General features: G+C 73.7%; 12 protein-coding genes. 5 read left to right on the top strand and 7 right to left on the bottom strand.

What is annotated here, in order from left to right:
- Positions 1-16 precede the first annotated feature (16 nt).
- Genes ACWCQS_RS43530 through ACWCQS_RS43520 form a run of 3 tightly spaced genes read right to left on the bottom strand, consistent with a single transcriptional unit; the run spans position 17 to position 3,692 of the window.
- Positions 17-1,726 (bottom strand): L-aspartate oxidase, encoded by a 1,710-nt coding sequence (locus tag ACWCQS_RS43530; protein ID WP_451009656.1) that lies wholly within the window; start codon positions 1,724-1,726, stop codon positions 17-19.
- On the bottom strand, positions 1,723-2,715 hold the full coding sequence (gene panC, locus ACWCQS_RS43525; RefSeq protein WP_451009655.1) for a pantoate--beta-alanine ligase: 993 nt from the start codon (positions 2,713-2,715) through the stop codon (positions 1,723-1,725). Before panC ends, ACWCQS_RS43530 begins: the two co-directional genes overlap by 4 nt.
- Complete coding sequence (locus tag ACWCQS_RS43520) at positions 2,712-3,692, bottom strand: Rossmann-like and DUF2520 domain-containing protein (protein WP_451009654.1); 981 nt, start codon at positions 3,690-3,692, stop codon at positions 2,712-2,714. Before ACWCQS_RS43520 ends, panC begins: the two co-directional genes overlap by 4 nt.
- A gap of 240 nt (positions 3,693-3,932) precedes the next feature.
- Between ACWCQS_RS43520 and ACWCQS_RS43515 the strand changes: the two genes are divergently transcribed.
- A complete protein-coding gene (locus tag ACWCQS_RS43515) occupies positions 3,933-5,114 on the top strand; it encodes a threonine aldolase family protein (protein WP_451009653.1) in 1,182 nt (393 codons plus the stop codon).
- A 142-nt stretch (positions 5,115-5,256) separates the two neighbouring features.
- Positions 5,257-6,360 carry a DUF5937 family protein gene (locus ACWCQS_RS43510; RefSeq protein ID WP_451009652.1) on the top strand — a complete coding sequence of 368 codons (1,104 nt, stop codon included), beginning with the start codon at positions 5,257-5,259 and terminating at the stop codon, positions 6,358-6,360.
- Positions 6,361-6,573: 213 nt separating this feature from the next.
- Here ACWCQS_RS43510 and ACWCQS_RS43505 read toward each other — a convergent pair whose 3' ends face one another.
- The gene (locus ACWCQS_RS43505; protein WP_451009651.1) at positions 6,574-7,245 is read right to left on the bottom strand and encodes a response regulator transcription factor; all 672 of its coding nucleotides are present in this window, start codon (positions 7,243-7,245) and stop codon (positions 6,574-6,576) included.
- A gap of 78 nt (positions 7,246-7,323) precedes the next feature.
- Positions 7,324-8,529, bottom strand: coding sequence for a sensor histidine kinase (locus ACWCQS_RS43500; protein WP_451009650.1), 1,206 nt, complete (start codon positions 8,527-8,529; stop codon positions 7,324-7,326).
- Between the two features lie 118 nt (positions 8,530-8,647).
- On the opposite strand from ACWCQS_RS43500, the gene ACWCQS_RS43495 reads away from it, so the two are divergent.
- Positions 8,648-9,835, top strand: coding sequence for an SAM-dependent methyltransferase (locus ACWCQS_RS43495; RefSeq protein WP_451009649.1), 1,188 nt, complete (start codon positions 8,648-8,650; stop codon positions 9,833-9,835).
- 27 nt (positions 9,836-9,862) lie between these two features.
- On the opposite strand, the gene ACWCQS_RS43490 is transcribed toward ACWCQS_RS43495, so the two are convergent.
- A complete protein-coding gene (locus tag ACWCQS_RS43490) occupies positions 9,863-11,014 on the bottom strand; it encodes an NADH-quinone oxidoreductase subunit D (RefSeq protein WP_388636238.1) in 1,152 nt (383 codons plus the stop codon).
- Positions 11,015-11,045: 31 nt separating this feature from the next.
- On the opposite strand from ACWCQS_RS43490, the gene ACWCQS_RS43485 reads away from it, so the two are divergent.
- Both ACWCQS_RS43485 and ACWCQS_RS43480 read left to right on the top strand, forming a co-directional pair.
- A complete protein-coding gene (locus tag ACWCQS_RS43485) occupies positions 11,046-11,549 on the top strand; it encodes a PH domain-containing protein (RefSeq protein ID WP_451009648.1) in 504 nt (167 codons plus the stop codon).
- A gap of 71 nt (positions 11,550-11,620) precedes the next feature.
- Positions 11,621-12,925, top strand: a complete 1,305-nt coding sequence (locus ACWCQS_RS43480) for a PH domain-containing protein (protein ID WP_451009684.1) — start codon at positions 11,621-11,623, stop codon at positions 12,923-12,925.
- A 62-nt stretch (positions 12,926-12,987) separates the two neighbouring features.
- Here the strand turns inward: ACWCQS_RS43480 and ACWCQS_RS43475 are convergent, their stop codons facing one another.
- Positions 12,988-14,379: a hypothetical protein gene (locus ACWCQS_RS43475; protein WP_451009647.1), complete on the bottom strand. Its 1,392-nt coding sequence runs from the start codon at positions 14,377-14,379 to the stop codon at positions 12,988-12,990.
- Between the last annotated feature and the right edge of the window lie 192 nt (positions 14,380-14,571).

Genomic DNA, 14,571 nt, shown 5'->3' with positions numbered 1-14,571 from the left:
CCTGAGGCGCTGGGTGTTACCGGGTAGGGGGGAAGTCTGCGGTGTCGGTGGTGTGCACGGCCAGCGACCGGTCGGGGTTCAGCCGTACGACGATGTGCCGCCGCCAGTGGGTGTCGTCGCGCTCGGCGCGGTCCTCGCGCCAGTGGCAGCCGCGGGTCTCCTCGCGCAGCCGGGCGGCGGCGACCAGGACGCGGCCGACGCACAGGAGGTTGGTGGCCTCCCAGGTGTCGACGCCGGGCTCGGCGGTCTTGCCGTTCTCCTCGAGGGCGTCGCGGGCCTCCGTGTGCAGCCGCTGCAGCTGTTCGGCGGCCTTGGCGAGGGACTCCTCGGAGCGCAGCACGCCGGCGCCCTCGGTCATGATCCGCTGGATGGCGAACCGGGTCTCGGGAGCGAGCAACGGATGCGCGGGCGTCTCGGGGTGCTCGACCGGTACGGGCACGCGCGCGTGGAGGCCGTTCTCCGCGCGGGCCGCCGCGATGTCGGCGGCGATCCGCTCGGCGTAGACGAGGCCTTCGAGGAGGCTGTTGGAGGCGAGCCGGTTGGCGCCGTGCACGCCGGTGCAGGCGACCTCGCCGCACGCGTACAGGCCGGGCACGGTCGTGCGGCCCCGGGCGTCGGTGCGGACGCCTCCGGAGGCGTAGTGGGCGGCCGGGGCGATCGGGATGGGCTCGGTGACCGGGTCGATGCCGTTGGCGCGGCAGGCGGCCAGGATGGTCGGGAAGCGGTGCTCCCACGTCTCGGCCCCGAAGTGCCGGGCGTCGAGGTACATGTGCTCGGCACCCTGCTCCAGCATCCGCCGCAGGATGCCCTTGGCGACGATGTCCCGGGGCGCCAGCTCGGCCAGCTCGTGCTGCCCGACCATGAAGCGCACCCCGTCGGCGTCGACCAGGTGGGCGCCCTCACCGCGCACTGCCTCGGAGACCAGCGGCTGCTGGCCCTCGGCGTCCGGGCCGAGGAACAGCACCGTCGGGTGGAACTGCACGAACTCCAGGTCGCTGACCTCGGCGCCCGCGCGCAGCGCCAGCGCCACGCCGTCGCCGGTCGACACCGACGGGTTGGTGGTCGCGGAGAACACCTGGCCCATGCCGCCGGTCGCGAGCACCACCGCGGGCGCGTGCACGGCGCCCACGCCGTCGTGCTGGCCCTCGCCCATCACGTGCAGCGTGACGCCCGCCGTACGGCCGTCGGCGTCGGTCAGCAGATCCAGCACGAGCGCGTTCTCGATGGTGTGCAGCCCACGCGCGCGTACGGCCTCGACGAGCGCCCGGGAGACCTCCGCGCCGGTGGCGTCGCCGCCCGCGTGCGCGATCCGGCGCCGGTGGTGGCCGCCCTCGCGGGCGAGGGCCAGTCCTCCTTCGGAGGACTCGTCGAAGATGGCGCCGGTGTCGATGAGGCGCCGTACCGCGTCGGGGCCTTCGGTGACGAGGATCCGTACGGCCTCCTCGTCGCACAGGCCCGCGCCGGCCACCAGGGTGTCGTCCAGGTGCTGCTCGGGCGTGTCGCCCTCGCCGAGGGCAGCGGCGATTCCGCCCTGCGCCCAGCGCGTGGAGCCGTCGTCCAGGCGGGCCTTGGTGACGACGACCGTCGTCAGGCCCGCGGCCTCGCAGCGCAGGGCCGCGGTCAGGCCTGCCACGCCGGAGCCGACGACGACCACGTCCGCGGAGATGGCCCAGCCGGGGGCGGGCGCGTGCAGTCGTATGCCGGTGCTGGTGCCTGTGCTGGTCACGAGGCGGCTCCAAAGGTCAGGGGAAGGTTGTCGATCAGCCGGGTCGTGCCGACCCGGGCGGCGACGGCGAGGACGGCCTCGCCGGTGAAGTCGTCGCCGATCTCGGTGAAGTCGGACGGGTCGACGAGCGCCAGGTAGTCCAGTTCGAGCGGCGGGACGAGCCGGGCGGCCTCGTCCAGCACCTGGCGGGCGGCCGCGCGGACGGCTGCCGGACCGCCGGGGGACGCCGTGGCGACCGCGTGCGCGTCGGCGGCCGCGCGCGACTCCCCGAGGGCGCTCAGCGCCTCGGCACGCGCGTGCGTGGAGGGGACTTCGCGGGCACGCGCGCGCAACGCCTCCTGCGCGGCGTGCCGGTCGCGGCCCGCGAACAGCGCGCGGGACAGCGCGAGCGCGGTACGGCGGTCGTCCGGCGAGAGGTAGCGGTTGCGGCTGGACAGGGCGAGCCCGTCCTCCTCCCGCACGGTCGGTACGGCGACGATGTCGACGCCGAAGTTCAGGTCCCGCACCATGCGCCGGATCAGGGCCAGCTGCTGGGCGTCCTTCTGGCCGTAGAGGGCCACGTCGGGACGGGTGAGGTGGAGCAGCTTGGCGACGACGGTGAGCATGCCGTCGAAGTGGCCGGGCCGCGAGGCGCCCTCCAGGCGTTCGCCCATGGGGCCCGCGGTGATCCGTACCTGGGGGTCGCCGCCGGGGTAGACCTCGTCCACGGAGGGCGCGAACACCGCGTCCGCACCGGCCTGATCGGCGATCTTCAGGTCGGCGTCGAGGGTACGCGGGTAGCGGTCCAGGTCCTCGCCCGCGCCGAACTGCAGCGGGTTGACGAAGACGGTGACGACGACCTCGCCGTCCGGTCCTGCGATCTGGCGCGCGGCGCGGATCAGGGTGGCGTGGCCGTCGTGCAGGGCACCCATGGTCATCACGACGGCGCGACGGCCGCGGCGCACGCGCGCGTGGAGTTCGTCGGCGGTGCTCAGCAGGGCGGTGGTCATCGGTCGTTCCCCTCGGTGCCGTGAGTGCCGTTCGTGCCACCGCCGTTGCCGCCGTCGGCGCCGCTCGTTCCGCCGGCGCCGTCGGCCAGCACGCCGAGCAGGTCCTCGGCGAGTTCGGGCTTCAGCAGGCCGTGCGCGAGCGCCCGGTCCGCGGTCGCGCGGGCCATCGCCACATAGCCCGCGACGGTCTGCGGGGCGTGCCTGCGCAGCTCGGTGATGTGGGCGGCGACCGTACCGGCGTCGCCGCGCGCGACGGGCCCGGTGAGCGCCGCGTCGCCGGAGCGCAAGGCGTTGTCCAGGGCGGCGCCGAGCAGCGGGCCGAGCATCCGGTCGGGCGCCTCGACGCCCGCGGTGCGCAGCAGCTCCATGGACTGGGCGACCAGGGTCACCAGGTGGTTGGCGCCGAGGGCGAGGGCCGCGTGGTAGAGCGGGCGGTTCTGCTCACTGATCCACTCGGGCTCGCCGCCCATCTCGATGACGAGGGCCTGGGCGGCCAGCCGCAGCTCCTCGGGCGCGGTGACGCCGAAGGAGCAGCCGGCCAGGCGCTGCACGTCCACCGGAGTGCCCGTGAAGGTCATCGCTGGGTGCAGGGCCATCGGCAGCGCGCCCGCGCGCAGGGCGGGGTCGAGGACCCTCGCGCCGTACCGCCCGGAGGTGTGCACGAGCAGCTGGCCGGGCCGTACCGCACCGGTCTCGGCGAGACCGGTGACCAGTCCGGGCAGGACATCGTCGGGGACGGTGAGCAGCACCAGGTCGGCGCGCTCGAGGACCTCGGCGGGCGGTACCAGCGGCACGTCCGGGAGCATGGTCTCGGCGCGCCGCCGGGAGGCGTCGGAGACGCCCGAGACGGCCACCGGGCGATGCCCGGCGAGCTGGAGGGACGCGGCGAGCGCGGGGCCCACCCGCCCGGCGCCCACGACGCCGACGGTGAGCCGCGCGGGGCGGTCCTTGAGGTCTTGCTGGTGGACTGTACTCACGCGACGGCGGCCTTCCCGTTCCAGTCCGCTCTGGGTACCGGACGATTTCTCGTCATGTTAACGCTATCTCGGTCCGGAGCCGATTGGTTGTCCACAGGCTGTGGGTTACGCCACGTGTACGCCGCGCAGTCGCGTGTCCACCGGCGCTCCGGCCGCGCCCGACGCCCCCGAGCGCCACCACGCGTGCGTGCGCCTGAAATCCGGCTGCCCGAACGGCCCCTCTCAGGGCATGATCCGCACATGACTGGTACGGCGGAGACGGGCGACGAGCAGCAGACGGAGCAGCCCGAACGGGAACGGATGCGGGAGCGGCGCCGGGCCGCCTTCGCGCAGGCGGAGCGTGTGCTGTCGCGCCCGGGCTTCCAGCGCACGATCCGGGAGCGGCTGGCAGCTCTCCAGGAAGCGGCACCCGAGGTGTACGACCTGGACCGGAACACGGACATCTACGGCAACGGGATCATGGCGGACCTGGAGGAACGGGTCGCGGCCCTGCTCGGCACGGAGGCCGCCGCGTTCTTCCCGACCGGCACGATGGCCCAGCAGGTGGCGTTGCGCTGCTGGGCGGGCCGCACCGGCGACCGAACGGTCGCCCTGCACGCCCTGGCCCACCCGGAGGTGCACGAACGGCATGCGTTCAGCCAGGTCAGCGGGTTGCGTCCGGTGCACGTGACCAGCGAGCCCCGGCTGCCCACCGCCGCCGAGATACGCGACTTCGACGAGCCCTTCGGGGCGTTGATGCTGGAGCTGCCCCTCCGGGACGCCGGTTTCGTGCTGCCCACCTGGGAGGAGCTCACCGAGGTCGTCGAGGCCGCGCGGGAGCGCGACGCGGTGGTGCACTTCGACGGCGCGCGCCTGTGGGAGTGCACGGTCCACTTCGGCCGGCCCCTTGAGGAGATCGCGGGCCTGGCGGACAGCGTCTACGTGTCGTTCTACAAGTCCCTCGACGGCTTCGGCGGCGCCGCGCTGGCGGGACCGAAGACGCTGGTGGCGGAGGCGAAGACATGGCGGCACCGGTACGGCGGCATGGTCTTCCAGCAGTTCCCCACCGCGTTGTCGGCCCTCGCCGGCCTGGAGCGCGAGCTGCCCCGGCTGCCTGACTACGTCCGGCACGCGCGCGTGGTCGCCGCCGCGCTGAGGGAGGGCTTCGCCGCGGCAGGGGTCCCGTGGGTACGCGTGCACCCCGAGGAACCGCACACCCACGACTTCCAGGTCTGGCTGCCGTACGACTCGGACGTCCTCATGGAGGCGGCGGTGCGCCAGGCCGAGGAGACGGGGACGTTCCTCTTCGCCAACCCCTGGGACCGCAGCAGGCCGGGGTTGTCCTTCACCGAGGTCGCCGTACGTTCGCCGGGCCTCGAGTGGACGGCGGACGACGTACGGGCGGCCGTCGGCGACTTCGTGACCCGTCTGCCCAAGGTGTGATCGCAAGGCGCGCGGGTGCAGCCGGCGCAGGGCGCCGCGCACGCGCCCCGGTGCCTCCGACCTCGGCCCGGGCGTCGCGTGGATTGACTGCCGCCGTCGATCCGCGGCGGCGCTGTCAGTGGCCGGGTGCACGATGGAGGGCATGAGCGTGACCATCGACATCACCGGGCTGCCACTGGAGCGGGTCTCCGTCGTGCCCTCTCCGCTGGCGGAACTGGGGATGGCCCTGCACGCCCTCAGCGAGCCCGGCCACCACCCCGGCCTCCAGGGCTGGACGACCGCCGTCTCCTCCCGGCTGGACCCGCGCCTGGCCGACCGCCTGTGCGAGGCCGACTTCCTGTGGCGTACGACGTTCTCGGACGTGTTCGCCCCGTTCGCGGGCATTCCCGGCGGCCGCGCGCTCCCCGGCGCCACCCTCGCCGAGGAACTGGACCAGCTGGACAAGCTGACAGACGACCAGTTCGTCACCGCCGCCCTGGAGTTCACCTGCCAGCTGCGCTACGACGTCCAGGAATCCGGCCCGCTGGAGGACCTGGAGCTGCGCCGCCGTTCCCTGGAACTGGCCGCCGCCCGCGGTGCTGTGCAGGAGCGGTTCACGCGCCGGCTGCTGGATGATCCGCCGGCCGTCCGCGCCTGGTTCCGGGAGCTGATGCTCGACTGCGACGCGGCGTTCTTCGCCGACATCTGGGCCCGCCTGCAGCCCCAGCTCGCCGCCGACGCCCGGCACAAGACCGAACTGCTGCGCCGCAAGGGCCTGGGCGAAGCGCTCGCGGCCCTCTCCGGGGCCATCTCCCTGGACGAGGAGGCCGCGCTCATCACGGTCGACAAGCTCCTCGTGGGCCGCACCGCAACCGGTGACGGCGGCCTGGTCCTCGTCCCGACCAGCCTCGGCTGGCCGCACGTGATGGTCCTGCACCGGTACGGCTGGCAGCCCTCGATCACCTACCCGGCGAGTGTCTCCCGCCCGCAGGCCCCGTCCGTCGAGCAGCTCACCCGCCGGATGGAGGCGCTGGCCCACCCGGTGCGGATGCGGCTGTGCCGGCATCTGGCGCGCGCCCCGCACACCACGAGCGAACTGGCCGACGCGCACGGCATGTCGGCGCCCGAGATATCCCGGCACCTGGCGGTGCTGAAGAAGGCGGGCCTGATCACCAACTGCCGCCGGGGCCGGTACGTCCAGCACCAACTGGACCTGGCGGCAGTGGCCCGCCTGGGCACCGACTTCATCGAGGGCGTCCTGCGCTGACGCACCGCGCGCCGCAGCGGGCGTCAGCCGTGGCCGCGAGGCAGCCGGAAGGGGGCCCGGTTCTCAGCCGTGACCGCGGGGCAGCCGGAAAGGCCGTCCCCGCCGTGACGGCGGAGGCAGTCGGCTGAGCCGGGTCTCGGACCGTTGGGGCCGCTGCCCGCCGCCACAGCCCGCCCCAGCCGTGACCGCCGAGGCAGCCCGCAGGCCCGGGTGTCAGCCGTGGCCGCCCGCGCGTACCAGACCCGTCTCGTAGGCGAGCACCACGACCTGCACCCGGTCGCGCAGGCCCAGCTTGGTCAGGATGCGGCCCACGTGGGTCTTCACCGTGGCCTCGCTCAGCACCAGCCGGGCCGCGATCTCACCGTTGGACAGGCCCTGCGCGACCAGCACCATCACCTCGCGCTCGCGGTCGGTGAGCCGGTCCAGCTCCCTGTGCTGCGGCTCCTTGCCGGTGGACGGCAGCATCGGCGCGAAACGGTCCAGCAGGCGCCGGGTGGTGGAGGGCGCCACGACCGCGTCACCGCTGTGCACCGCCCGGATCGCACCCAGCAGATCACCCGGCGGCACGTCCTTGAGCATGAAGCCGGAGGCGCCCGCCTTCAGCCCGGAGAAGGCGTACTCGTCCAGGTCGAAGGTGGTCAGAATCAGCACCTTGGGCGGATCGGGCTCCACGCAGATCCGCCGGGTGGCCTCCACGCCGTCCAGCTTGGGCATGCGGACGTCCATCAGGACGACGTCGACGGGCGTGGACCGCAGCACCTGGAGGGCCTCGACGCCGTCGCCCGCCTCCGCCACGACCTCCATGTCCGGCTGGGCGGCGAGCACCATCCGGAACCCGGTGCGCAGCAGCACCTGGTCGTCGACGAGCATCACACGGATCGTCATCGGGCCTCTTTCGTTCGGGGCGGTGGGGATGGCTTCAGGGCGAGGGGGTACAGGTGTCAACCGTGGCGTACGGCTGCGTCAGTGCGCCGGCTTGAGCGGGAGCAGGGCGCTGATGCGGAATCCTCCGCCCGGGCGCGGGCCCGCGTCCAGGGTGCCGCCTACCATGCCGACCCGTTCGCGCATACCGATCAGCCCGTGCCCCTGGCCGTCGGCGCCGCCCTCCTCGTACAGCTCGTGCGGCGCGCCCTTGCCGTCGTCCTCGACGAGCAGGCCGAGCCCGTCGTCGAAGTAGACCAGCCGGACGCTGGCGCCCGCGTTGGGCCCGCCGTGCTTGCGGGTGTTGGTGAGCGCCTCCTGCACGATCCGGTACGCGGTCAGCTCCACGCCGCTCGGCAGCGGGCGCGGGGTGCCCTCGACCTTGAAGTCGACCGGGAGACCGGAACTGCGGCACTGCTCGATCAGCTCGTCGATCTGCCCGACGTCCGGCTGCGGGACGTACTCCCCGCTCTCCTGGTGCTCCCCGGTGCGCAGCACGCCCAGCAGACGGCGCATCTCGGCGAGGGCCTGACGGCCGGTGGAGGAGATCGTCTCCAGGGCCTTCTTGGCCTGGTCGGGGGCGGCGTCGAGGACATAGGCGGCGCCGTCGGCCTGCACCACCATCACCGACACGTTGTGCGCCACGACATCGTGCAGCTCGCGCGCGATACGAGCGCGCTCGGCGGCGACCGCGACCTTCGACTGCGCCTCGCGCTCCTTCTCCAGGCGGGCCGCGCGCTCCTCCAGCTGGGCGAAGTAGGCACGCCGGGTGCGCATGGAGTCACCGAGCACCCAGGCGAGCGCGAAGGGCACCGTCTGGAAGACGACTATCGCGATCTGCCCCAGAAAATTGGTGTGCTCGTTCGGCCAGCGGATCTGCGCGAGGGGCGCCGCGACGAGACTGGCGGCGAGCGCGAGCCGGGAGGCCCAGCGCGCGCCGACCGTTGCCACCGTGTAGGTGATCACCAGCATGGCGAAGTCGGCGACGGTCGTCTCGACGTCCACCACCAGCTGGGACAGACCCGTCGCGAGGGCCACGAGCAGCATCGGCTCCGGGAAACGGCGGCGCAGCGCGACGACGACGCACAGGACGGCGGACACGGCCATCCCCCCGGCGAGCGTCATGTGGTGACCGGGCACCCCGTGGAGATTGACCACGCTCAGACCGGACAGCCCGAACAGGACGACGGCCCAGAAGGTGTCGACCCAGGTCGGGTGGCGGCGGAGGAAGTCGTAGAGGCGCTGCACGTAACCCAGAGTAGGGAAACCGGATGCATGCAGGGGTCAACCGGAGGGCCGATCCGTGCCCGGGGCGCGTACTCCGCAAGGTGGAGGAAGTGATCATCTGTGCGCCTAGTCTGTTCCGGTGACGGATGAGACGGCACGGGGATCGGGGCCGCGCCCCGGCGACGGAGACGGCGGGGGCCGCTGGCGCGGCTGGCGTGCGGCGACCGAGGCGGCGCTGTACGGGCCCGGCGGCTTCTACCGCCGCCCGGAGGGCCCGGCCGGCCACTTCCGTACGTCCGTACACGCCTCCTCGCTGTTCGCGCAGGCCGTGGCCCGGCTGCTGTGCCGGGTCGACGAGGCACTGGGCCGGCCCCCCGTACTGGACTTCGTCGACATGGGCGCGGGGCGGGGCGAACTGGTCACCGGGGTGCTGGCCGCCCTGCCGGCCGATGTGGCCGCACGCGCGCGTGGGTACGCCGTCGAACTCGCCGACCGCCCGGCCGGGCTGGACGAACGGATCACCTGGCTGGACACGCCCCCGGCCACCGTCACGGGGCTGCTGTTCGCCAACGAGTGGCTGGACAACGTGCCCGTGGACGTGGCCGAGGTCGACCCCGCGGGCGTGCCCCGGCTGGTGCTCGTCGCCGAGGACGGCACCGAACGGCTCGGGGAGCCGGCGACCGGCGCGGAGGCGGACTGGCTCGCCCGGTGGTGGCCGTTGCCGGCCGAGGAGGGGCTGCGCGCGGAGATCGGGCTGCCCCGGGATCTGGCGTGGGCGTCGGCGGTGGACCGGGTGGTGCGCGGGCTCGCGGTGGCCGTGGACTACGCGCACACCGTCGGCACGCGCCCCCCGTTCGGGACGCTCACCGGCTTTCGGGAAGGGCGCGAGACGGCGCCCGTGCCGGACGGGTCGTGCGACATCACGGCGCACGTCGCCCTGGACGCATGCGCGGCGGCGGTCATGGCGCGCACGCCCTCGGACACACCGCGCACGCCCCTCGATACGGCGCACACACCGCCCGACACCACGCGTGCAACCTCGGGCACGCCCCGACGTCCGGCGCGCACGCCCACCGACAGGTCGCGGGCACCCTCCCACACGGCGCGCACGCTGCCCCCCGCCCGCCTCCTCACCCAGCGCGCCGCGTTGCGCGCCCTGGACCTCACCGGCGCACGCCCCCCGCTCGCGCTGGCCTCCACGGACCCCGCGGCCTATGTGCGCGCCCTCGCGAGCGCCGGAGAGGCCGCCGAGCTCACCGCCCCGGGCGGGCTCGGTGACTTCGGCTGGCTGGTGCAGCCCGTTGGAATTCCGGACCCGCTCGCCTGAGCCTGCTGCCTGCTGCCTGCGGTCGGCCTACTTGTCGATGTCGCCGACCACGAAGAACATCGAGCCCAGGATCGCCACCATGTCCGCCACCAGCGTCCCCGGCAGCAACTCGGTCAGCGCCTGGATGTTGTTGTACGAGGCAGAGCGCAGCTTCAGCCGGTACGGCGTCTTCTCACCCTTGCTGACCAGGTAGTAGCCGTTGATGCCGAGCGGATTCTCGGTCCACGCGTACGTGTGCCCCTCGGGCGCCTTCAGCACCTTCGGCAGCCGCTGGTTGATGGGCCCGGGCGGCAGCTCGGCGAGCCGGTCCAGACAGGCGTCGGCGAGGTCGAGCGCGTTGTGGGTCTGGTCCAGGAGCACCTCGAAGCGGGCGAGGCAGTCGCCCTCGCTCCGGGTGACGACCTTCAGGGTGTCCTGGAGATCGCCGTACGCCAGGTACGGCTCGTCGCGGCGCAGGTCGAAGTCGACGCCCGAGGCGCGCGCGATGGGCCCGCTCACGCCGTAGGCGTGCACGGTCTGCGGCGTCATCGCGCCCACGCCGCGCGTGCGCCCCCGGAAGATCTCGTTGCCGAGCACCAGGTCGTCGAAGACGTCCATGCGCGAGCGCACATCGGCGACGGCGGCACGCGCGCGTGCGGTCCACCCGGCCGGCAGGTCCTCCTTCAGGCCACCGACGCGGTTGAACATGTAGTGCATGCGCCCGCCGGAGACCTCCTCCATGACGTTCTGGAGCACCTCGCGCTCCCGGAACGCATAGAACACCGGGGTGATGCCGCCCAGCTCCAGCGGGTAGGAGCCGAGGAACATCAGGTGGTTCAGAACCCGGTTCAGCTCGGCGAGCAGCGTGCGAGTCCACACCGCCCGCTCGGGCACCTCCATGCCGAGCATCCGCTCCACGGCGAGGACCACGCCCAGCTCGTTCGAGAACGCCGACAGCCAGTCGTGGCGGTTGGCGAGCACGATGATCTGGCGGTAGTCGCGCGCCTCGAAGAGCTTCTCGGCGCCGCGGTGCATATAGCCGATCACCGGCTCCGCGCGCACGATGCGCTCCCCGTCCAGCACGAGCCTGAGCCGCAGCACGCCGTGCGTGGACGGGTGCTGGGGCCCGATGTTGAGCACCATGTCGGTGCTTTCCGCGGCGCCGCCGATCCCGACCGTGGTCTCCGTCGTAGGAGTCATGGCCCCAGTTTCCCCTACGTACGCTGGCCCCATGGAAACGGGGAGCCCGGAGGAGACCGGGACACCGGGGGCCGAGCTGGAATGGCGGAGACTGCAGCCCGCCCTGATGCGGGTGCGCCGACTGCTCGTGGTGGTGTGGGCGGCGGTGCTCGCGGCCGTCACCGGGTTGCTGCCGGGCCTGCTCGTGGGGCCCGCGTGGGCCGCCGTCGCCCTGGTGCCCGTGGCCTGCGGCGCGTGGTGCTGGCGGCTGGTGGGGCGCAACTGGCACTCGTGGCGGTACGCCGAGCGCGCGGACGACCTGCTGATCAGTCGAGGTGTCCTGTGGCGCGAGGAGACGGTGGTGCCGTACGGGCGGATGCAGCTGGTGGAGGTCACCTCCGGGCCCGTCGAGCGGCGCTTCGGGCTGGCGACCGTGCAACTGCACACGGCGGCCGCCGCGACCGATGCCACCATCCCCGGTCTGGACCCGGCCGAGGCGGAACGGCTGCGCGACCGGCTCACCGAGCTGGGCGAGGCGCGATCGGCGGGCCTGTGACGACCCCGGACCCCGGCGAGAAGGTGACCTCGGACCAAGACGAGGAGAGGACTGCGGACCACGACGAGGAGATACCGGCGCCCGCGCCGGTGACCGAGCGCCGACTGCACCCCGTCACGCCGTTCCGCCGGGCGTGGGCGCCGGTCGCCGTGGTCGCCGGATGGGCGGTGCACGACCCGAACGGGCCACAGGTGCAGCTGGCGCGGCTGACCACCACCGCCCTGCTGCTGGGGCTCGCGGTGCTGGTGCCGGTGGCCGGCCTGTACGGCTTCCTGTCCTGGTGGTTCACGCACTACGCGGTCACCGACGCCGAACTGCGCATCCGTACCGGCCTGTTGTTCCGGCGCGCCGCGCACATCCGGCTGGAGCGCATCCAGGCCGTGGACGTCTCCCGCCCCCTCCTCGCGCGCGTGGCGGGTGTCGCCAAGCTCCGGATCGACGTCGTCGGCGCCGACGACAAGGACGAACTGGCCTTCCTCGGCGAGCAGGAGGCGCGCGCCCTGCGCGCGGAGCTGCTGGCGCGCGCGGCGGGTTTCGCACCCGAGACGGCGCGCGAAGTCGGCGAGGCTCCGGCGCGCGAGCTGCTGCGCGTGCCCCCGCGCGCGCTGGCGCTCTCCCTGCTGCTGACGGGCGCCACCTGGGGCTCGTTGTGCGCCGCGCTCGTCGTACCGACCGTGCTGTGGCTCACCACCCACAACCTGTGGACGGTCCTCGCGACCGCCCTGCCGCTGTTCGGCGCGGCCGGCGCGAGCAGCGCGGGACGGTTCACCGGCGAGTTCGACTGGAAGGTGAGCGAGTCACCGGACGGACTGCGCATCGACCGCGGGCTGCTCGACCGTACGCACGAGACGGTCCCGCCCGGCCGGGTGCAGACCGTGCGGATCGTGGAGCCGCTGCTGTGGCGGTGGCTCGGCTGGGTGCGGGTGGAACTGGACGTGGCCGGATCCGCCAACTCGGTGCTGGTACCGGTCGCTCCGCGCCCGATCGCCGAGTCGGTCGTCGCGTGCGTGCTGCCGGGTGTGACGGTGCCTCAGGAGCTGTCGCGGCCGCCGCGGCGGGCCCGCTGGTGCGTGCCGGTGTGGTGGCGCGGCCGGCGTCTCGCGGTCACCGGCGCGGTGTTCGCCACCCGGCACGGTCTTTTGCGGCGCCGGCTGTCGCTGGTCCCGCATGCCAAGGTGCAGAGCGTGCGGCTGCGCCAGGGGCCCTGGCAGCGTCTGTGGCGGCTCGCCGACGTCCACGTGGACACCGGGGCCGACAAGACCGTGACGGCCGGTCTGCGGGACGCCCAGGAGGCCGCGCGGCTTCTGCGCGCCCAGGCGGAGCGGTCGCGTACGGGTCGCCGGGACGCCCGCCCCGACCGCTGGATGACCGGATGACATCAGGCCCGGCTCCCCTCGCGGGAAGCCGGGCCCGGTAGCGCCTGATGCGTGGTGCCGTGTCAGGAAGCCGCGCTGCGCAGCCGCTGGACGTCGATCTGCTCGGTCTCGTCGTGCGCGGTCAGGTCGATGACCTGGCCGGCGCCGTCCGACTGAGCGCCGGCGTGCTTGAACTCGGCCTCGGCCTCGGCCTTGTGCACGGCGAGGGCCTCCGGGCCGACGACGTCGGCGAGATCCTCGTTCTGCACGGAGTCCAGCGCGGCCTTCGGTGCGTCCTTCTGGGTGCCGAAGAAGTCGAAACCGCCCTCGACCACCGGGCGCCGCGCGGGCGCGGCCGGTACGACGGCCACCGCGGTCGGCACCGTGAAGTGCCCGGCGGGCGGCCGGCCCACGGGCTTGGCGGCCTCGGCCGGTGCCATCGGGGCGGCGGCCGCACGCGCGTGCCCGTCGGCCGCCACGGGCTTCCCCTGCGCCTCGTCCTCCTGGGCGGCCGGCGCACCGGCCTCGCTCGCGGAAGCACCGGCGCCGTCCGTCACGCCTTCCGCCGCGTCCTCACGGGCGCCTTCCGCAGTGCCTTCCGCCCGCGCGGCGGAGTCCGCCCTGCCCGCGTCGGCCCTGCGGACATCGGCCTTGCCCGCCAAAACAGCGCCCGCGTCGACCCTGGCCTCGCCGGCGTCGGGCGCACCCGCTTCAGAAGCCGCCGCCTTGGTGTTCCCGGAAGCCGCCTCGCCGGAATCCGCCTCCTCGGAAGCCACGCGCGTGGCCGTGTCCACGGAAGCCTCTGCGTCCGTCACGGAGTCGTCCGCGGCCTCGCCGTCGAACCGGGCCAGGGCCGTCAGGGCCTGCCGGTAGAGCCGCGCGCCCTCGGGCGAGAACACCGCGTACGCCGTCGGCTCGTCCCCGGCCTCAGCGGCCTCAGCGGCCGCCTCCACGGGCTCCTCGGCCGGCTCCAGGTCCGGCTCGGCGCGGCGCGCGGGCGGCAGCGCGGGCGAGGGCACGGTCGCCTCGATCTCCAGCAGCCGGCGCCCCTCCAGGGCGCTGGCGCGCTCGGTCTCCGCCGTGGCGTACCGGCGCAGCAGGGCCGCGTGCTCGTTGCGCAGGCCGGCCAGCTCCGCGCGCTTGGCGCGCAGCCGCTGCTCCAGCTTGGTGCGCAGCTCGCGCGACTCCTCCAGGTCGGTCTCCAGTTCGGCGACCCGCTCCTCGTACCGCCACTCGTCACCGGCACGCGCGCGTGTGAGGTCGGCGACCTGCTTGCCCGCGTGGATGTCCCAGCGGCGCATCACGAACGCGCCCACGACCGCAGTGGCCGCAGCGGCCCCGGCCAGCGCGCGCAGCACCATGGCCTCGGAGAACACCCAGGGACCCAGCGCGCAGACGACGGAGACACCGGCGATCGCCGAAGGAGGCAACAACCGATGCAGGGGTGGTGAATGGCGGTGGCGTCCACGTGGCATGGCCAGAAACTTACCGCGCGTAGGCGAATCGCGGACCCCCGCCCCGTAAAAACCCGGCCACATCACCGGCTTCACGCGGCATCGGTCGTGCGGGGGCTCAGTGGGCGACCAGTCGCGAGCTGAGCCACTGGAGGGTGGCGGGGATCTCCCGCCGCCAGGTGTTGAAGTTGTGGCCGCCGCTCGGGAGGATGA

The sequence above is a fragment of the Streptomyces sp. NPDC002076 genome (assembly GCF_053593835.1).
The sequence above is the reverse complement of the archived record's forward strand: the minus strand, read 5'-3'. Positions and strand labels throughout refer to the sequence as shown.